The sequence below is a fragment of the Paenibacillus sp. N3/727 genome (genome assembly GCF_022637315.1).
GTDB classification, from domain to species: domain Bacteria; phylum Bacillota; class Bacilli; order Paenibacillales; family Paenibacillaceae; genus Paenibacillus_AQ; species Paenibacillus_AQ uliginis.
This window is the reverse complement of record NZ_CP093336.1, coordinates 968,959-990,000: the sequence shown is the minus strand read 5'-3', so window position 1 is coordinate 990,000 and position 21,042 is coordinate 968,959. Positions and strand designations below refer to the sequence as shown.

General features: G+C 35.4%; 18 protein-coding genes, 1 pseudogene and 1 riboswitch (1 of these 20 only partly in view). Of the genes and pseudogenes, 1 reads left to right on the top strand and 18 read right to left on the bottom strand.

Annotated features, from left to right (window positions below):
* The 15 genes and pseudogenes from MNQ98_RS04435 to MNQ98_RS04365 all read right to left on the bottom strand — a co-directional run.
* A protein-coding gene (locus MNQ98_RS04435; protein WP_208915797.1) for an NCS2 family permease crosses the window boundary here: on the bottom strand, positions 1-220 show its 5' portion. Its footprint begins 1,148 nt before the window's first position; the window shows 220 of its 1,368 coding nt (coding positions 1-220); the start codon lies at positions 218-220; the stop codon falls past the left edge of the window.
* Positions 221-405: 185 nt separating this feature from the next.
* Positions 406-505: riboswitch (purine riboswitch) on the bottom strand.
* A gap of 242 nt (positions 506-747) precedes the next feature.
* A pseudogene (locus MNQ98_RS04430) lies at positions 748-924 on the bottom strand (GMP synthase (glutamine-hydrolyzing)); the annotation flags it as partial.
* A 270-nt stretch (positions 925-1,194) separates the two neighbouring features.
* A complete protein-coding gene (locus tag MNQ98_RS04425) occupies positions 1,195-1,893 on the bottom strand; it encodes a DUF4145 domain-containing protein (RefSeq protein WP_241932095.1) in 699 nt (232 codons plus the stop codon).
* 285 nt (positions 1,894-2,178) lie between these two features.
* Complete coding sequence (locus tag MNQ98_RS04420; RefSeq protein ID WP_241932094.1) at positions 2,179-3,882, bottom strand: hypothetical protein; 1,704 nt, start codon at positions 3,880-3,882, stop codon at positions 2,179-2,181.
* 44 nt (positions 3,883-3,926) lie between these two features.
* A complete protein-coding gene (locus MNQ98_RS04415) occupies positions 3,927-5,051 on the bottom strand; it encodes a dsDNA nuclease domain-containing protein (RefSeq protein ID WP_241932093.1) in 1,125 nt (374 codons plus the stop codon).
* Between the two features lie 750 nt (positions 5,052-5,801).
* Entirely contained in the window at positions 5,802-6,308 is a 507-nt protein-coding gene (locus MNQ98_RS04410) for a hypothetical protein (RefSeq protein ID WP_241932092.1), read from the bottom strand.
* A 38-nt stretch (positions 6,309-6,346) separates the two neighbouring features.
* Complete coding sequence (locus MNQ98_RS04405) at positions 6,347-7,033, bottom strand: hypothetical protein (RefSeq protein ID WP_241932091.1); 687 nt, start codon at positions 7,031-7,033, stop codon at positions 6,347-6,349.
* Between the two features lie 411 nt (positions 7,034-7,444).
* Positions 7,445-9,205, bottom strand: coding sequence for an ATP-dependent nuclease (locus MNQ98_RS04400; RefSeq protein ID WP_241932090.1), 1,761 nt, complete (start codon positions 9,203-9,205; stop codon positions 7,445-7,447).
* Positions 9,206-9,427: 222 nt separating this feature from the next.
* Positions 9,428-10,564: a fibronectin type III domain-containing protein gene (locus MNQ98_RS04395; protein ID WP_241932089.1), complete on the bottom strand. Its 1,137-nt coding sequence runs from the start codon at positions 10,562-10,564 to the stop codon at positions 9,428-9,430.
* Entirely contained in the window at positions 10,552-11,439 is an 888-nt protein-coding gene (locus tag MNQ98_RS04390; RefSeq protein WP_241932088.1) for a hypothetical protein, read from the bottom strand. The genes MNQ98_RS04395 and MNQ98_RS04390 overlap by 13 nt, the downstream gene beginning before the upstream one ends.
* Before the next feature lie 296 nt (positions 11,440-11,735).
* A complete protein-coding gene (locus tag MNQ98_RS04385; RefSeq protein ID WP_241932087.1) occupies positions 11,736-12,293 on the bottom strand; it encodes a recombinase family protein in 558 nt (185 codons plus the stop codon).
* 414 nt (positions 12,294-12,707) lie between these two features.
* Positions 12,708-13,619 carry a hypothetical protein gene (locus MNQ98_RS04380; protein WP_241932086.1) on the bottom strand — a complete coding sequence of 304 codons (912 nt, stop codon included), beginning with the start codon at positions 13,617-13,619 and terminating at the stop codon, positions 12,708-12,710.
* A 655-nt stretch (positions 13,620-14,274) separates the two neighbouring features.
* Positions 14,275-14,484: a YgiT-type zinc finger protein gene (locus MNQ98_RS04375; RefSeq protein WP_241932085.1), complete on the bottom strand. Its 210-nt coding sequence runs from the start codon at positions 14,482-14,484 to the stop codon at positions 14,275-14,277.
* A gap of 322 nt (positions 14,485-14,806) precedes the next feature.
* On the bottom strand, positions 14,807-15,631 hold the full coding sequence (locus MNQ98_RS04370; RefSeq protein WP_241932084.1) for a hypothetical protein: 825 nt from the start codon (positions 15,629-15,631) through the stop codon (positions 14,807-14,809).
* A gap of 180 nt (positions 15,632-15,811) precedes the next feature.
* Positions 15,812-16,306 carry a hypothetical protein gene (locus MNQ98_RS04365; RefSeq protein WP_241932083.1) on the bottom strand — a complete coding sequence of 165 codons (495 nt, stop codon included), beginning with the start codon at positions 16,304-16,306 and terminating at the stop codon, positions 15,812-15,814.
* 168 nt (positions 16,307-16,474) lie between these two features.
* Between MNQ98_RS04365 and MNQ98_RS04360 the strand changes: the two genes are divergently transcribed.
* Positions 16,475-16,702 (top strand): helix-turn-helix domain-containing protein, encoded by a 228-nt coding sequence (locus MNQ98_RS04360; protein ID WP_241932082.1) that lies wholly within the window; start codon positions 16,475-16,477, stop codon positions 16,700-16,702.
* A gap of 1,154 nt (positions 16,703-17,856) precedes the next feature.
* Here the strand turns inward: MNQ98_RS04360 and MNQ98_RS04355 are convergent.
* From MNQ98_RS04355 to guaA, 3 genes are all read right to left on the bottom strand, one after another.
* Positions 17,857-18,171, bottom strand: a complete 315-nt coding sequence (locus tag MNQ98_RS04355) for a hypothetical protein (protein WP_241932081.1) — start codon at positions 18,169-18,171, stop codon at positions 17,857-17,859.
* A gap of 219 nt (positions 18,172-18,390) precedes the next feature.
* On the bottom strand, positions 18,391-19,335 hold the full coding sequence (locus MNQ98_RS04350) for a tyrosine-type recombinase/integrase (protein ID WP_241932080.1): 945 nt from the start codon (positions 19,333-19,335) through the stop codon (positions 18,391-18,393).
* A gap of 160 nt (positions 19,336-19,495) precedes the next feature.
* Positions 19,496-21,034: a glutamine-hydrolyzing GMP synthase gene (gene guaA, locus MNQ98_RS04345; protein ID WP_241932079.1), complete on the bottom strand. Its 1,539-nt coding sequence runs from the start codon at positions 21,032-21,034 to the stop codon at positions 19,496-19,498.
* Positions 21,035-21,042: the final 8 nt, after the last annotated feature.

Below are 21,042 nucleotides of genomic sequence, written 5' to 3'. Positions count from 1 at the left end.
TCGGAATGTTAACGAACAATCCCATCACAATCGTTACGAGACCCGCACCTACTGCTGTGGCGAAAAATACGCCTTCTTGCGGAATGCCCGCACCATCAGGTCCGAGAAACAGGTTGTTGACAAAAAGAATGTAAGCCATCGTCATGAAGGTCGTCAATCCTGCGATAATCTCGGTTCTGACATTTGTTCCGTGTTCCTTTAGTTTAAAGAAACGCTCCATTGTTGAGATATCCCCCTTAAAATTAGTGACCAACGACGAAAAAAAGCCCTGAGAAGAATTCTCCCAGGGCACCCGCTTCAAAAAAAGAGTCGCTTAACAACCATGCATCGCACCACACACTTCCATCCGGAACCTGAACAAAATCATTCATTCACACTCCGGATGCAGCATATCCGCATTTGCACCTTTGCAGCTCTTCTTTTCGTAGCCAGATCATTACGGTGACCTTGTAGAGACTCCCGGGCCGATTCCCAGGATTATACGAAAAAGCACTTATCGTTGTTGTCATTTACTAAACTCATTCTAGGACGAAGCTCGAATCTTGTCAACAGTAAAAGCGAATGTTAATCGTTTTGATTATTTAAATCGTTCGGAAATTGACGTTATCTTCACAGCGGACGTAGTCAATGAGCCCTATTCCCATAAAAAAACACCCCCAGCTAGCTGAAGTATCCGCATTTGCAGAATCATCTTCATCCTGGCTGGAGGTGCATGCCGCTCATTCTAGTTCTAAGCTGTCAGAGAGACTACTCCCACTCGATCGTTGCTGGCGGTTTGGACGTAACATCGTACACAATACGGTTTACGTTATCTACCTCATTGACAATTCGAACGGAAATTTTCTCAAGAACATCCCACGGAATACGAGCCCAGTCCGCAGTCATTCCGTCGATGGACGTTACTGCACGGATACCAACCGTGTATTTTAATAGAGTAAATTACTATTCAATTGTTGCGTTATTTTTGTATATCAATTGTAGCGGGTAAAACCAGTGTCTTCAACTACTTTATTGGCTTAGTCTTGCTGATGTTGATCGTGTCGACAAAAAAATAGCTAATGTTGTAATCGTTACCGAAGATTTGTGTACCAAGGATATGGTCAGGTAGGAGTATAATTATTACTTTAGTATAATCAATCCATTAAAACCTGATACTTATCAGCTATCACTAAGAAGTCCCTCAAACATTTCATCTTACTTCTTAAAAATCTCAATGCTAGCTAAATCAAATATATTGTAAAGCATATTTTCCAGCACCCCCAAAGCTTCTTTGATAATTAAGTCACTATGTCTTGTTATTTCATGCGCAGTTTCATTCCCTAAATCTTTTATTTGTTGTAGTACCTGGTACTGGACTTGCGTAATATATCCATTCGATAAAAGAGTATTTAGTTTTTCAGCTAATCCTAGAAATCTATACTTATACTCTCCAGTAACATCATCTCTCTTTGGAGTTCCATCTTGATTGGTTAATGGAATATTACTAATTCCTTTATCCTTGCAAATAGCTTCTATAATCATTCGCAAACCTATAGAACATAAAATCATTGAATTGTTGTTATATGCCCCTACAACTTCAATATATAAATCTTCTATAAAGGCAGGAACTTTAATAAATTTTTTAGCGACATGCTGTTCTTGTTTATGTATAGGCTCTTCTGGGTAGACAGTGTATATATGGGTATACTCTCTATCTCCCCAAGGAGTTTCTTCCCACATATCCTCATCACCATACTGTTTCACGAATGCAACCGTTTTACATCCTCCACATTTTACAATATGATATTTTTCTATCCATTGAAGTTCATCATATACACTCGATTTTAGTTCATAAGGTACTATTACCCCCTCATGATACGTCTTCCGTTTACATTCGCTACAGTAAACTTGCATAAATATCTCCCTTTCACAATATCATTTGAAGGCTCGTATTTATCATTATATTTTCTGTTGTAGTCTTAATGAAGACCCTAAATCATTATCCAGTTCAGACTAGTTTAATAAGATTCTACCATTAATGGGTCAATAATAAATTTAATGAATGAGATCGAAAAGGATAAAAATATAACGATAACTAAAAACACCGCCTCAATAAGCGGCTATCCCTTTCAATAAACTTTTTTTAATCCAACAGCAAGTCGGCCACTATCGAAATAAATCTACTGTTGATACTATCATCTACTCAAGGGATTCCCTGTATAAATTTTCATAAACATTGACATGATGCTCGTATTGTTCAGCTAATAAACATCTTCTCTCGTAATCGAGTTGAGTAACCGTAGAGGCTTCCTCTTCATAACCAGTTAACCTTTCAGTACCTAATATGACTTGCCCTTCTTCCAGTAATAAATGTCTTAGTACAGAATCTATATTCTGAAGATTTTTAAGTACTTGACCTTGTTGATTTGGAGTATCGATTACTAAGAAATTAAAGACACTTCTACCTCTATCTAAATTATATAAATAGAGTCCGACATGATATGCATAGATAATCCGAGGAAGCTCACTTCCGAGTTTGTTTAATGTCTGAACAAAATCAGAGAATTTGATTGTCGATAATGGTACGTTTACTTCCGCCAGAATTTTTTCGAAGAAAGATTTCAATTTTTTATTAATTTCTGTTCTGCGCTTCTTCGAATCAAATGACTTTAATTTATCTTCAACTAATGCCTTTTCTCCAAATTCCTGCGAGAGTTTGGTTTCCAATTTATTCTTTTCAGCAATCCCATTTTTAAGTAATTCTTTCTTTCCCTCATCCCTGAAAGTTTTTATAATCGACGTGGCGTCTTGTTTCTTTTCTATCTCATTTTTTATTAATTTGTAACGTCTCTCTTCCTGAGACTTTTTATCATGTAATGAATCCAATTCTTCTTCAATTCTCTTTAACTCTTGTCTCAACTGCTTTAGCAGCTGATTAGCTGATTGAATGTCCTTAACAATTTCAATACGTTCAATCATAGTATTTTCATGATCATAACCACAAAAAGGACATTTGATTGTATCATTTTGCTCTAAAGCAAAAGTATGGTCATCTTCTAATTCTTTAACCAGCGATTTTATTGAAGTCAATTCCAAGTTTTTTTCATATCTAAGATTCTTTAAAGAGTATATTTGACCTTCACGTTCAATCTTCTCCTTTTCTTTAACGTTCAATTCTTCAAAGAGCAATCTAGTTGAATTATTTGCAGTATAATTATGTTCATTATTTAATCCATCTGGTAACTTTGAATTGTCGTCAATTGACTTTAAAAGCTCATTAAAGTGATTTAATTTTACTTTCGTGTTTTCTATTTTATCTTTTACGATATTAAGTTCTTGTCGAGCAGTGTAGTAATCTTCACCTTGAAAGCCTACAACGTACTTATTCGTATTACTTTTCCATTGTTCAATGTACTTCATGTTGGTGAAACTTTCGCCAATTTTACTCCATCCAATATCTTGGTCTATATATTGAAATCTAAAGAGCAGTGGAGGTGTTGCACTTATCATTTTGCCTTTAGTAGTTAGACAATCCATGCTAACACCCAGAATATCCATAAACGTCCTACTATAATCGTGAAAAACATCAGTTTCCTGTACTTTTATAATTCCATTGGAATTTCCTGATAATTTAAATATTGTGAAAATTTTAGTGCTACGAGTAATACAATATTCATTCATGCCATATGAGAAATATATTATGTATTTACTAATCAACTTTTTCCAGTCGGACTCGAATTTCACTTCACAACCAAATGTATAAAATATGCTCTTTATCAAAGATGATTTTCCTGTCTTATTCCCACCGATAATAATATTTAATCCTTTATCAAAATTCACTTCCCTTGATGCTTTTTCTATATCACTTATTACTATTAGTTTTTTTATCATAAATCTTTCCACTAACTCTACCCTCCTTTAACAAGCGCAATTTTCGTATAAGTCTTTTATATTGTTGCATCTTCCGAAATGAGTCGCTCATAAAATATTGCCTCCAAGCGTACTGTGCTAATAATGTCAGTGTGCTCTTCTATAAATTTGTCACAGATAGTAAACACCTTATCCTGTAAAAAGGGAATATCATCTATCTTAGAATAATTATCTATTATGATCTTATCTAAAGTCTCAATTATATTTACTATGACATCTTGATATAAAGTCATTTCAACATTTAGAAGATTTTGACGATGTACTTTAAGTTCACGCAATAATAATTTCTTCTTCTGAGTTGATAGACCTAATTCATCCAAAAATTCTGAATATTCTTCAAAAAATCTCTTACTTGATACCTTTTTTATACTACTCTTTATTGCAGAAAAAACATCTGATGATATACCTTTTTTCTCACTAAGTTTTTTGAAACTTATCGGTATATCAATTTTTGTTTTACTTTTTTTTCTTACAATCTCAATAATATCTTTTAATATTTTATTGCTATTCGATGTATACAAGTCGTCGTTTTCAAGTAAATTAAAAAATTCACCAGCTACAACCTTTTCATAATTTTGTAGAGTAAGATCACCATCATAGATAAATGTATTCTGTATAAAGTTATCAAATGTTTCTTCAAACTTCACACTTTCAATATCTTGATATTCGTTTTTAATTAATGTCTTTATTTCTTCATAGAGAACTGGATTCTCAGTCTTAACTATCTTGTCATCTTCAATTAGTGCCTGCCATTCAAGTAATCTAGTGTCAATTCCAATGTTCGAAACAAAATGACACTTACTACAGTCGGATTCAAACTGCATGAAATTATAAAAAATAAAGCCTAAAAAACTATGTTTTATAACCCCTCCTCTTTTTTTCGTTGTTTTAGTTAATCTTGATAATGTCCACTCTGAGTATCTCTCCGCAGTTTTTATTTGAAAGAACTCTGCACAATGCGGATTCTCAATATCTGAAAGCTTAGCCATATCATCATGATATTCACAGAAAATAAGAAATTGGGAGTTACTTCTGTATTGATTAATCATATGATATACAATCCAATGTACCTGATAATCAAATCGGTTATAACTGTCAGAACCAGCTTTTTCTCTTAAATCATGGGAAAGTATTTTTTTCATAGACTTCCCTCCCTTTAGCAATAATCTTTCTGCATCATCCGCTATTTCCCTTCATTTTCCTTAAAAATTCGCATGAGTTAGATATTCATTCCGCAAAAATGCAATTGAATATTCCATCCTCATACTCTTTAACAATTTTGTAGAAATCATTCTTTTCAAACCCTAACATGTTAATGAATTTCATATCTTTTATTTATTTGCTTTTCCACTTTACATAATTTGATTCCAGTTGCTCTTTGTTTCTTTACTCAAACACCGATAATTCACTTAACCTTTCCTTCAGGATACTCATTAGCTTCATCAACAAAATCATTAAAATACGATTTTTTCATTCTTTACATGTTTCGTTTTATATTCGAGAAGAGATAAAATAATTGGATTATACAGGTCAACATTATTACTTGTTATTTTTTTCTGTTCAAAAATGTCGATTGCATCTGAGAGTGTTAGCCCTTTAAACAATTCTTTAAAGTTGTTATTAATCCCCAGATTTGGAGTAAACCGAATGACTTGAACCCTCGACTATAATTAGCTTTAGTTGAAAAATCTTTCTGTTAACAATACAATAATTAATCATTGTTTGTTTTCAAATCGGAAATCTATTTGCATAATATGAAGGTTGGGAAAAATAATTCGTTGGTGGATCAAATAAAGCATTGACCCCTCAATCTTCATATGCTATTTCTTCATTGCTGAGCAAAAAAGTGACACAATATTGTGTCACTCTTAACGAGACATATAATACAAGATTCACTCATAAACAGGTTTTCCTTCTGAGTCATAGTAAGCCAATCTATACTCATCTCTTGTTTCATTATCTAACTTTCTGACTTCATGTATATTCATAGACTTCGCAAAATTAGGATCATCATTGATTGTAGTAATAATGACTTTATCGTATATTCCTATAAAAGATGTTCCCTCACCCGCTATTGAATCGTCGAAAATATCTGCTATTCTATCAACAAAATCAAATTGTGTCGTTCTTGAAGCTGTTAGAAAAGCATCATTTACATCAACTAAAACAGTATACTCGTACACTTCTCCATCTACATATTCAGAGCTAATTTTTTTCTCACTTCTTTGAACTAAAATATCATGCCTTTCTAAAGGCTCATAATAACTAATGTATTTGGTTAGCTCATTATTGTTAACGATCTCATTAACTTTTGAAGTGTGTATAGACAAATCGTAAGTCGCTCCACAACCAGATATAATCATAAGCACCAATATAATTAACAAGACCTTTTGTTTCATCTAAATATCACTACTCTTTCTCATATAGTAGATTCATCTCAATGTGTAAATTCGTCTGCTCGCCTAATTAGTACGCTTATTAAACCATGCCAATGATTAGCTTCCTTTGAAGCATTTTGGTACATCTCAGTGTTTTTCGAAATAGGTGTAACTACATATAAAAATCGAATGTACCTTAGTGGCTCCTCTATATCATCCAAAGTAACTTGTAGAGTGATATTTTTCACCTCTGAACTTGTGCTTTTTCTTCCAGTTAAAGCCCCTATCATGGCTCCAGCCCCTCCTGCAACCATACCTCCAAGGATAGCGCCTCCAAGTTGGCTTGCTCTAGATGTGGTCGTTACAGAGTGCCCATCTTCAACGATTTCAGAACGCACTAGATCTTTATATGAATATACCTTCACTCTTCCACCATACCTGTCATCTACAAAGCAAACTTTCTTAACGACTGTATCTACTGCGACCAGATGCTTCTTGTCTTCTGTTATGTAATGTTGTGATGCTGTAAAATCTCTAACAGTTTTGAGATGAATCATTAATAACGTTTCTTCTTTTTCATTCTGTTCTCTCTTCTTCTTGGCAGCATACAAATTAGAAACCAAGGCAAGAGCAAATCCAATAAAAAATGCTACAATAAAGTTATCAGTTATTACCCACAGCAGAATAAAGATTACTATTGACCCCAAACAACCCAATAAAAATACCTTATCATCCGTGTCACTCAATCTAACAACCTCCTGATCCACCACATTCTTAACGATATACTTGAAACTTTCAAAGGAAAGTAATAATACTGAAAACCGCACTAGAGGAATTTGGCTAGGTGCGGTTTTCTCTTAAAAAATCAGGCACTTTATTTGGAGGTAAGCTGATTGAAATTTGAATTTTATATAAGCCTGCCTTACTGATAACACCTGATCAATATATTAATGAGTAAGCAGTTAATACTCGAATACTTTTTGTGTGACCGAAATTCATCTCCATTTACATTACCACAAAATTATATTTGTAAATATTTCCCATCGATTTACTACTCTCTTCATAAATTTTATATTCTACAATTCTTTTCTCAAAATCTTACGCTGCCTCATTCCACTTTCGTCTTACGGCTCTTTGAATGAATGAATTATATAGCGTTACTCATTAACAATAGATGCTATGTCTTCTTCAGTAATAGACCATATAGGTTCTTTATATAAAGCATTTTCAACAACATATTTACTAACCCTTTTGGTTAAATCAACTAGATTATAGTATTCAACAGCGCATTTCTCTTCTTTTCCTACTATTCTGTTTATAATTTGAGCAAATCTATCAACAACATCGTTAGTATCATCAGAAAATATTTTCCATGCTCCAAAAGGCTTAGAACTGCCTGTAACACCTTTAAAGTATTCTCCCTCAAAATTCGGAACTGATAAGAATGTCTTTATATTTAAGCCCTTCGATTTTCCAATCTCAATTTCTTTATTAATCTTTTGATTAATAGTCCACATTGAATTTACTATGTATTTTCCATCTCTTTTGACCTTTGGACTATCTGCATCATGAAGAACACTATAGTTGACCTTGAAGTGATTGAGTATTTTTGAAACAGTAACTATATTCGCTTTCCCCAAGCAATTTATAACGTGAACACAATCCTTTTCAATTTTCCCAGATTGCATAAGCGATTTAACTACTGTAACTTCTGTTTCTCCTTCAACTAATAAATTATTAGTCGAAAAGAAAAACTCGTTAAAGTATGGATTACAGTAATTCAACATTTTTAAATTTTCTTTATCGTCTAGAGTAAATTTCACATCATCCGTTGAAAATGTATGGACAGCATGATTAGTATTAGGACTTTTTTCAATTCTAATGATGGTCGTATGATCTTTTGTTAGATCGATGAAAATAGGCGAATGAGTTGAAATCATAATTTGCCAGTCAGCATGCTCCGCAATTGTATACAGAGATTCCATAGCACTCCGTATGGCACTTGGATGTAAAAACGCTTCGGGTTCTTCAAGTAATAAAATTTTCTGAGTTCCTGCACCAACTGTTTTCTTTTTCACTTGGTGTCGTCCTGTTTCTGCAAGCATTTTTAACGCAGACCATAGAAAAGTTCTTTGTAGACCTGTACCATGGTTAGACAGTGGTGCTAAATGGTGTTCACTACTTCCCAATCGTATAAAACTTCCACTACCTATGAGTTTATCTGGTTCAATTTTACTAGCTTGTGGATCAATTTGAATGACCGTTGCCTCTGGAAATACTTTTGTCATTTCTTCAGATACCATTTTACACGAATTGGATAAATCTTCTGAGATTTCAGTTTGAACGTCTTCAGCTAACTTTCTAATATCAGCTAAGAGTTGTTGCACTTTAGAATTATCTTTTTTAGTGTTTTGCTTTATAGCATCTATAAGTATTTCAAGAATCTTTTTCTCTAATTCTAATGGATTATCAAGTGGAGAAATTTTAAGAGGAGTAGGAATTTTGCTAGTTAAAATACTATCAAAACCACCCATGCCTCCTTTTTCATATTGACCAGTCGCAGGATTGAATGAGAATTTTTCACCAGGATTATCAGGGGAAGGCCACCGATATTGTGCTTTAATACAATTCTTATAACCTAATTCTTCATCATCATGTATCCATTTCCTAGCCAACTCACCTTCAGAAACATCAACAAAAACCCCTGTAATTACAGGCTTATTTTGAATATCTTCTTTATAAAAATCTTTTAGTTTTAATGCTGCCCCTGTCGAAGCAAAAGCCTCGTATGCAGATAAAACTGTTGTCTTACCCACATTGTTTTTGCCTATAAGTGCAATTATATTATCAATTTTTATTCTGATTCCTTCTGGACCTATACCTCGATAGTTTTTAATAATTAGTTCAGCTAATTTCATTCCATTTCCCCCATTCATCCTCATAGTTTATCCTAACGAGTTCTGGTAGAACTAGACTACATAGTTCTATTTTACCATATAGAAAATGCGTTATATGGAAATATTCTCATTTTTATAAAAAGACAACCATAATGGCTGTCTTAATTTACAAATTGGAAATTTATTCTCTTTTCTTTTAAAATTGTTGTTGCTGACATTATTAAAGTAATCCTTCTCACCTAATCAATTTATTGAATTTAATGAATTTCTTATTCTGTTGATATCACTAGCAAGAATACTATCTCCTGCACTTTTGCTACTTGGTAATGCCGTTGATGGATTCATACTATTAATCACATTTATAACATCGTTATAATATGTAGCTTTGAAATCCATGCCTGTTGTTACTCTTGTAAATGAATAATTAGACATGTTTTTATAAAATCTAAATTCGTTTATCTTTGCGGCAAGTTTATTCCACTCTACAGCGGTTATGTTAAAGTCTCCACCTGAGACTTTAGGAGCATCCCAATCGAAATTCGTTGGTCTTGCCTTTTTGGTACGAACTGAATAAGTTACCATCGAAGAACTTTGCCCTGCTGAATCAACTGCTTTTACTCCTAATGTATAATTCGTATCAGGCTGTAATCCTGTAAATGTATAATTTCCGTTTGAACTGTAGCTTGTTTGTACATGATTCCCATTCAAGTATAAATAAACGTAATTAATTCCATGATCATCTGATGCTGAATAGTACATCTGTACAGAGTTTACACCCGTATTAGACAAAGACCATGATTGTATACTTGGGGGATAATCCATAGCTGTTGAAGTCCTATACTGTACCATACCTGATGTGTTTCCAGTGGTATCGAAAGCCTTAACCCCAAACGAATAAGATGTTCCTGAACGCAAGTTAGTATAAGTATACTCTCCGCTAGAACCATACATCGAACCATGATAAGAACCATCAAGATAGAAATAAAAACCACTCACACCTCTATTGTCAGACGCAGAGACGTACATTGGAACTGAAGTTCGGGAAGCACTGCCATTCATAAACCATTTGTCGATTGTGGGTGGTGTTGTATCTGGAGGTGAGGAAGTCCTTTGTCCAATGGAATCGCTTCCAAGAACCCTCATTCCTTTATCGTAGAATGTTACACTTAGATTGTAATAAGTGTCACCTGACAAACTGCTGTATGTCCAATACTTTGTCGCTGAACTCACAGGGCTTGAAAATGACATTAATGGCGAATCCCCTATTCCATTCTTGAAAAATCTATAATAACTTGCCAAGCCTCCACCGCTAGTAAAACTAGCAGATACAGAAATACTATTGTAGCTTGCGCTATTTGCACTAATTCTTACAATGGCCATTTTGTTTTATCTCCTTTATTTATTGATCCTTCTACGTATGCCCAATCAACATATACGATACCAAATTCATCAATCCACGTAATGACCTTGGCATTTCCTCCATCGTGTAATAGGGGGAGACTTGCATATCGAACACTTGTATCATCAATCACGCTGATAATAGGCAGTTCCAAATCAACTATATTAGGAGTATTAATCAGTTGCTCTCTCGCTATAATGAAAACGGAATAATCCTCTACTCTACGCTTCAAGCCTATTTCAAGATTTCCTTTTAACATATTTTTAGTAATCCCTAAACTCATCACTTCATTTATTCGAGCAATTGCGCTTGTAGCACTTGGACATTCAAAAATCACAGCAGATTGTGCTTTATTTGTAGCCACCAAAGCTATACATGAGGTCGAAAACCTTTCTCCTGCTCTCTGCGCCGTATTAGTAACATATGCCTGTACTTCAATATTGTCTAAGGTGTATCCTTCATCATGGTCAATCCTTCCAACTGTTGGTCTGTGATCTAATCTCATCTTCTTTTCTTTATACATCTTATACTGAACAATCCATTCACTTAGGAAACCAGAGTGTTGGATTAGCGCTCCCATCATCTCCCGTGGATTAGAAAATTGATGGAATTTTCCGTAATACGTTCTCTTGCACTTATTCTTAACTCTGGCAAGAGAGTATCTACATGAGTTAAGCAGCAGAGCTAGCATTTCTATTATCTCATTGTCATTTAATTCTTTATTTTTGCCTTGAAGTTTGATTTGCCTTGCAATCTCATTACAATGTAATTCGTCTATCTTGCACCACCCCGCTCCTTTCGATTTCTTCAATTCCTTTGCTTCTTTGCTGACGTTCATTCTTTTCACTTTTACCATGACACATCCCTTTCGTTTACTTATGACCAATTCCCAGCCATCATGAAAGCGCTTTCAATAATCCGTACTAAAAATCCCTGTATTCCTATTATATCACACTACTCACAGAAATGTAAATAGTAATTTTTATTATTTACATTCAGGCGTTATTAACTTTCCTCTATTAAATGACCCGTCGCGGAATAACAGTCACTGCAATATATTGGCATTTGATATGCCTGTCAGATCTAAACTATCCCCCCCATGCCTATTTAATGAAATGAATAAAGAGCATTCGCGAATGCTCTTTTATGAATCTATACTGTTTTTCGATTATTTATGGCTCTATACAGCGTTGCCTTCTTTACACCTGTCATCTCTTCAATTTCAGCAATTGAATGCTTCTGACTGTCATATAATTTCAAAGCCTGTTCAATCTTCTTCTGATCTGTCTTTGGTCTTCCTCCTTTTCTCCCTCTCGCTCTAGAAGCTGCTAATCCGGCTTTAGTGCGCTCTACGATCATTTCACGCTCCAGTTCCGCTATGACTCCTATCATCTTGAACATTGCTCTTCCAGTAGGTGTAGTTGTATCCAAGCCATCACGGATACTGACCAATTCAACACCTAGTTCAGTCAATTGCTCGTATACTTCAATCAACTTCTTAGTAGAGCGTGCTAACCTATCAAGCTTATATACTATAAACACATCACCTTGTCTTAACGAGTCTAATGCGCGTTGCAATTCCTTACGATCATCTTTTGCACCACTGGCTTTCTCCGTGTAGATACGCTCACACCCTTCATTATTGAGCGCATCTAGTTGCATATCCAACGACTGATCTATCGTCGATACCCTTGCATATCCGATTTTCATTTCAAACCACTCCTTAGTTTCATTTGTAACTATATTGTATCATAAACAGGTTCGTTATTGGAACTAAGTTTTTGAAACGAGTTAAGGAACTAATATCTAATAGATTTAAGTCCGTTTAGGCTGCTTCAACAATAGTCTCATATACGAAGGTTTTTGGAACCATTTTAATTGAATTTGGGATCTTGCTTTGAGATTAACCACTGCATGGGCATGTAATTCTGTGTCTCTCTACGATAGAATAGTAAATTTTCACACCATTCTTTATGGCATGGAACCTATCGCTCAAGCGATAAAAGTTGTTCATTTTTAATAAGTTCTTCTATTTTCAACTCATCGTAACACTAACAACTCGGGCATCGCAGGACTATAATCGCTGCCTCCATAAATTTTGATTAGTAATATTTCCGTATCATTTTATACTATCTCATATTCTCCATCGCAATTTTCAAATGATTGTTCATACTCAACAGATTCACTGCTGGTTGTCTCCTCCAAATCACTCTCACCATAGTAAAGTTCTAATTCTTCTATATTACTCTCCATAATTTTTTCTATATCACAATCTAGTTTCCATCGTTTTGTATTTCTCATCATTGTATTTTTATGTGCATATTGAAATTCATTATATTGTGAAACCGAACCGCAAAGTCGATGTTCAAACATAAAACCATCTTTCTTGTTCTTTGTCTTATCTGAGCATAGTAATTGCATTTTATTAAGTATTTTAATATATTTATGAATTGTATCGTGGTGCATAGAGAGCGTCTCAGCCATATTATGTATAGTCATAAATGCCTTTCCCTCCGTACCATTTGATAGTTTTCTAAGTAAGCAGTACAGAGGGAAGTACCTCTCATCTAGCCCAACTGTTTTATAATATTCAAGCATATCTAGATCAACAGAAATATAATAATCCTCATCGCTCTTGATTTGATCTTCTATCTTCCCATCATCAGATGTTACCCTAGTAGTAACTGGAACATCTGTTGCTAAAATAACAAGTTGTTCATTACTTTTTAACTTACCATCGGCATCATACAATCTATCCCAACGTGTAGGCTTAATCAGTCTAATAATTTTCTGATTTATCAAAATCTTAAGCAATTCTATAATTTCTTTGGAAGAATACCCCGTCTCTTTTCTTAATGTACTAATGGTTACGTGAATCCTAAATTCAATATTATTTGTTAATCTAACTAATCTATACTTTCCAAGACTCAGATACAAATTAAGCCCCTTATAACCAATCGCTGCAATTTTCCTATTTTTCTTTTTGCTATCAAACCAATTAGATTTGATTTTCATATTTCCATAGACTCTTTCCACATAAATTCCTCCTAATTTTTTATGTTTTTATTTCAAGCCCGAAGGGCAAAAAGCGAAGCGTTTAAGGCGCAGCCGCTTCATTGGTGAAATATGTTCACCAAGAGTTATTAACAGTTATTAAAGAGGACATATTAATAAATTTAATATGTCCTCTTTAGAAGATGATGTGGCACATCTCATCTCCCAGATCAAATTAATTATTGAATAATACGTCAGCCATAATTTAACGGTGTATAGTTTCTTTTTAGAGGTAAAATAAAGAATTGTTACTCCTTTTCAAACATCCCGGGTATATCCTAAATGGAAGCTGATCTGTCATAACTGAATCTAATTTGAAATCCTAATTTTACTTAAAAGTGTCATAATGGAGAGCCCCTCATTCCTAAACTAACCCCTTCTTGTCAACAGAATTAAATTTAATTTTTATTTTCTATGGAATATACCGAGATTCGGTTAGTTCATTTTGTCATTCAAACCGTATTATTAATATAGCAAATGGCGTTTCAGGACTTTTCTCTAAATAAGTTATTATTTTTTCAGTATTTTATGAAGCTTTATCCTAAATTCCCATGTCAAGAGTTTTTTTGAAAATAAAAAATAGACCACCCGATAGTCGGCATAGTCTACAGTTCAAAACGCTCCTCTGTGAATAAAATCAGTTACTCTTTTTATTATTAAGCTTATACGCCCGTTCTGTAGCACTATAGCTTTCTTGCGTATAAGTTACCTTTCCACATTCTTGACATTCATAGGCAGGAACGTTGTTACTGATTAGACTACCACTACTGTCTTTGACATAGGCTTTCACTTCTAGCAGTTGACCAACCGTTCCGCAATAGTAACATTTTGCAGGAATAAATCCCAATTAAAACCCCTCCTTTAAGGTACTATCCACCATAATTACCAATAATCATTAATAATGTTACGTAAACACAAATATCCCAGATAAACACCCAATCTTACCATGTAACCTCATATCATAAATACGTTTGCTGCTAATTTCTGCCGTCGCCAGTTTTTTTGCACACAAACATAAAGATCGTTTCGAAAAAAGTCGTTAAAGTACTTCCAATATCTTGATAACACTGTTTAAACTTATTTCATCTTGAACATGATTTGGGTGTACGCGATGATGCACTGCGACTAGATACAGAGTATTTTCTGCAATTTGGAACTTATCCTTCATGTCAAATAGCCTCATCGATACTTTTTAAACGGCATATTTCTCGTTCTAATGTGCTAAGCTTCCCCCAACAAATTTCCAAATCCAATCTATTCACAGAAAATAAATGTTCAAGCTTAGCAATTTTTTCGTCAATGTTACAAACCATATAATCAGAATCAAGTCCACTATTTTTTATTGACATTAATTCTGTCTTGATTTTGGTAAGCTCACTTTTAAATCTATCAATAAAAAAGTTCTCTTTATTATAAGAGGTTGTTATAAGTTCCCTCGCGATTACTCCCTTTGAAATCCGGTCAGCCATTTTATAATAAAAACACTTTTTTCCTTGAGTTAGATATTTTACTGTGAAGATTAATTTAGGATAACTATCTGATAATATCTGTAATTGTTCATTTATTCGAGTTACTACTTCAGTAAATATTTCTTTTGAAATCAATGCCTTTGATATTAAACGATCTATTCCAATACAATCGCTATATATTATCACCCTCTCCAATTTGGCTAGGTTATAAGTGTTATCTTCCAGCATTTTATATAATTTTTTTGTGGCAAATTCAACTGCCAGCAACTCTCCATAAATTGAATCAATATTGTTTTTTTCAACTTTTTGAATCTCTGATTCAAAAAAGACCTTTTTTTGCCCAACTATACTTATCCCAATACCTATGGCTTTATTATTAGGATTACCTGTACTCGCATCACAATATATCTTAATTAAGTTCTTAACATTCCGCAGACTCTTTATATCGGAATACTCCTGTTTCAAAAAAGTTTCGACCAAGTCCTCATATTTGTTGTTATTATCTTGAAAGTGCGTCACGATCATTATTTTTATTCTCCTTTACTAAATTCATTTCGATTTTTAATTTTTCGAAAAAAGTATTGACAATATCCTTTTCAAGAGGTATTATTTTTATATTGGAATATCTTTATCTTCATTTATCTGTGAGACTATCATAAACTATTAAAAATAACAAGAGGGCATTTCTGCCCTCTTGTTTTCGTATTAAGCAAGCTCTCCCTCTCCTAAAAAAGCAAATACTCCAGATAAGCGTTCAATTTTCCCTTGCACCCTCAGTTCATAAATCCGTTCGCTTTTTATTCCTGCCAAACTCAGCTTTTCAATCACACAATCATAAATCGGTTCGACAAAAAGCCGTTCCAGTGCTTCCTTAATGTTATCTTGATAAAGTTCTTGAAACTGTAGCAATGTTAAATTTACATGGCTCTGTTTTATTCTATGTTGTCGATAATCACTAATGTTAGCAATTAGATCATCAATATTTCCACTCCACCAACTATTCCAATTATGAAGATCAGCTTCGGACTGTATTAGAAAGTCCAGCATCTCTATCCATATGTAGTTGATACCATTCCATTTCATCATATCAAACCATGCCTGTTTTGAAGTGGATAGATTAACTAGTATGGAGTCGTATGAGTCGTATGAGTCGTAAAGTGATGCGGTTTTTTGTTGATATTTTTTTGTTAAAGTTGTCATTAAAAATCGCTCCTTTTGTTTGAATGTGAATTATGGACGCAGAAAATTAGCAGAAAAGTGTAGATTCTTCTGATAAAGAGTGCTATGGTTGTTTTATACGATCTAGCGTATAGATTATATGTTATACGTTAGATCGTATAATGTCAACTCTTAAGGAGCGATATACAAATGTTAAAGCTACGCCTTAAACTTGATGAGTTAATCAAAGAGCATGGAATAAGTCAAAACAAACTCGCACAACTAATTGAGGTTAGACAAGCAACTCTATCTGATATGTGTCGTAATGCACGAACGGAAATTAACATACCGATTATTGATAAAATAGCTAATCATTTTAACATTAAAGACATATCGAAAATAATGGAAATTGTGGACGTAACGGAGGAGGATCAATAATTTATGATAAATCACTTGCTGAACTTGGAGGTGTTAAAAGCGAGGACGGTATCTTCATACTAAAAAGTTTTTTTGTCATATAACATTGCTGAGTTGGTATCAAAGGAAAAATATTATACTTACTACAATCTCAATTTTTCTATTTTATCTTGAATGTATGCAATAACATGAAACAAGGAGTATCTTAAACAGCGGATTATTGAAATGTATGTAAAATGACATAATTATTTATACCAACTCCATAAGCCTCTCCAGCATAACTCTACGCTGTCCAAATTGACTAACCAACTTCCCCCTATCAAAGTACTTCTGAGAGCATACAACCATACGTGACACGCTCTCAAGCACATCGTGATGGGGGCACGCACTGAGAGTAGGATACATAATCAAAATCAACCCCAAAAAACACAATAATAATTAGAGTTTAATATCTCAGAACCCCACTTTAAAAGTAAGGGATAATCCGATTATTACGAGGAATAGACTACCCGTGATATTTTGCCCAAAAATCGGTCTTGATGGGTACTCTGAGCGTGATATTTCGCCCCGAAAACGGGATACACTGGCTGAAGTTACACAAAGCCTTATACGACAAGGAATAAGGAGTAAAATCAGAATTGCCTCACCGTGATATTTTACTCCAAAACGGCTCCAGTGGAGTCCTCGCGGCGTGATATTTTGCCCAGAAATTCCGATATAATATGTTTTAATAAATCTTTAATACGTTCTTATAAATCTCTTAGCAAAGGGATTTGCTAAAACGGGCGGCTAACGCCTTGTGTCGCTTACGCTTATTGGGGCTTCGCCCCTTTCCCCTGTTGGGGAATCAATCAAATAGCCTGACAATGTTAACTTAGGGTAAATCTTAGTATCAACCCATTGGTTGTCAACTCTCTCTTCGAACAAAAAGAGTAATCCATCAACTTGTCGATGAGGGTGGGATGGATTGCACAGAAACCTTGCTGCATAATCGCGGCAAGGTTTCTTTCGTTATTCCTTTTCAAATGCCACAATTCCTGACTTCAATCCTTCAACACGCTCCAGCACAGTTTTAAGCGCTACTATTAATCAGATAATAATTTACACACTCTGTCTGATTGACGAGCGTCAAACCATACATAAATGCTTCTCAGCAGCATTCTGAATAAGGTTACTCACTCATCAGGATAGGCTTCGTGCAAATCCCAAAATATTTCTCCTAGTTGAATAGTAATCTTACTTCTTTCCAGCTCATTCAGCATAAGTTCAGTTTTTATAATACCTAACTCCCCATCATGACTTAAAAGAATTTTTTCTAATGTTGGGATATGCAGATTCACCCCTTCTTCCTTTACCACTTGTTGAATAACATTAATGACATGATCATAAGTCATATGCTTACGTAACATTTCGCTGGCATCTCTGCCCAAAGACTTGTATTTTTCAAAAAGATTTTTTTCTTCTTCGCTTACATCGTTCGAAGTAACCATACATTCATCTCCCTTTAGTCACCTTATATTTGTTGAGCAAGGCCTCTCTCTCTGCTCTTAGCCGCTGTATGTCTTGATTGAGGGCTATGCGGCGATCAGACAAAGTATTTACTTGTCCATGCTCTAATGCAAGCTTACAATGGCGCTGAGCGATCTGTAGCATGCGTATGGTTATTGCATCGTCTAGATCAATGTTATGATGGTTTGTCATCATCCCCCTTACCTTGACCCATGTTTTATTTTCAATCCATTTAGCGGACTATGGATACGTCCTATTTCTAGTATATCCTCTTGTTGTAATCCCCTTAGATACTTAGAAGTTATTTGCGTATCAAAATGCCCCATTAGTCTACTTAAACTATAAATGTCAATTCCATTCCTTAACTGCTTCTGAGCGAAGTAATGTCGACAATCATGCGGAGAACATCTGACTTCTTTTCTTACTCCAGCATTACTGCAATGTTCTTTTAATATCTTATTTATGCGAGAACGTGATAATCTTTCGGCACACTGGTCAAGAAAATAATACTCCTCAATTTCATCCTGTGATCTTTTTTTGAATCGTTCTCGCTTCAGCTCTTCATACTTTCGCATATACTTCCTCATGATATTGCTAATGTACACTAGACGCTGTTTAGAACCTTTCCCATGAATCAGAATGTGTCTCCTAGCTACGTCAACGTTTTTAATACCACAAAGTTCTGAGACTCTAATACCAGTATCAAAGAGCGTGATTAATATTAGCTTATCACGAACATTCGAATATGTTTCTTCTCTGAGATCATTGATAACACGAGACACTTCATCATCATTAAATGTAACAATGACTGTTTTAGCTTCCTTGAGGTTTTTGATTCTGCGCATCGGGTTATCCTGTTCATCAATAAACTCTTCGCTCACCAAATATTGAAAGAATACTTTTAGAGTGGCTATGTTATTATTTATCGTTCTGTTTACCTCTCTTCCTACACGTTGACGCTCCTGTATATACTTTTTGATATGAAGAGGTTTTACATCCTCAGCTTCAATAACACCCAACACTTTCACTGTGAACTTTTCCCATCTGTTCAATCGATATAAACAAAGATCAATATACTTCTTTTCCCGACCTAAAATTTCTTGGTTCAGCCTAAAATCCTCGATTAGCTCATTGATTTTGGTCATAAAAAATACTCCCTTCTATTTGCTAAATAACGCAGATAAAAGAGAGTAATTTTTTTGCACTCTATTGTTGCAGGTAAAGTCGGTATACTAACGCCGTCAACACTATAAAACCTTATCCATCAAGGCTTTACAAGCAATTAACAACATCAATCTTTCTATCCTACTCCCACTCGATCGTTGCTGGCGGTTTGGACGTAACATCGTACACAATACGGTTTACGTTATCTACCTCATTGACAATTCGAACGGAAATTTTCTCAAGAACATCCCATGGAATACGTGCCCAGTCTGCTGTCATACCATCGATGGAAGTTACTGCACGGATACCTACTGTATAGGAATACGTACGAGCATCACCCATAACACCTACACTCTTCATGTTCGGTAGAGCGGTGAAATACTGCCAAATTTCACGATCGAGTCCAGCTTTCGCAATCTCTTCACGCAAAATGTAATCAGAGTCGCGGACGATGGTCAGCTTCTCCTCTGTAACTTCGCCAAGAACACGGATCGCAAGACCCGGACCTGGGAACGGCTGACGCCATACGATGGCTTCTGGCAGACCCAGCTCTTCGCCGACCTTACGAACTTCATCCTTAAAGAGCGCCTTGAGCGGCTCGATCAGTTTGAATTTCATATCTTCAGGCAGACCGCCAACATTGTGGTGAGACTTAATGGTCTGCGCCGTATCTGTTCCACTTTCAACAATGTCTGTATACAGTGTGCCTTGAGCAAGGAATGCGAAATCATCAAACTGAGTTGATTCCTCATCAAACACATAGATAAACTCGTTGCCGATAATTTTACGTTTTTGTTCCGGATCATCCACGCCTTTCAGCTTGGACATAAATCGATCGCGCGCGTCGATTTTGACAACTTTCATATCGAATTTGCCAACGAAAGTCTCCATTACACTTTCGGCTTCGCCTTTACGCAGCAAGCCGTGATCAATAAACATACAAGTTAATTGATCACCGATTGCTTTGTGGATAAGCTTCGCTACAACGGAGGAATCTACTCCGCCACTCAATGCGCAGAGAACTTTTTTGTCGCCGACTTCTTCACGAATCTCACGGATCTGATCTTCAATAAAAGTTTCCATCGACCAGTTACCTTCGCATTGACAAACCTCATAAAGGAAGTTGCGAATCATTTCGTTTCCGTGTACTGAGTGACGAACCTCTGGATGGAACTGCACTGCGTAGAGCTTCTTCTCTTCGTTGCTCATCGCTGCAATCGGAGCGGACTCCGTACCAGCATCCAGTTTAAACCCGGATGGCAGGGAAACCACATGGTCGCCATGACTCATCCATACCGTTTGCTTCAACTCCAAACCTTCTACCAATGTAGTGCCTGCATTAAACTCCAGATCAGCTTTACCGTATTCGCGCTTAGAGGAACGCTCAACTTTGCCGTCCAGCTGTTGTGCCATCAGCTGCATACCGTAGCAAATTCCGAAGATCGGAAGTCCAAGATCGTAGATAGCTGGATCTACATGCGGTGCATTTTCTGCATACACACTGGATGGACCGCCGGAAAAGACGATACCCCGTGGTGAGAGTTCTTTGATTTTGTCAACTGGCGTGTTGTAAGGCAAGAGCTCACTGTACACACCAAGATCACGAATGCGTCGTGCTATTAATTGATTATACTGTCCACCGAAGTCCAAGACGACGATGATTTCATTAGGTTTATTCATTACCGGGC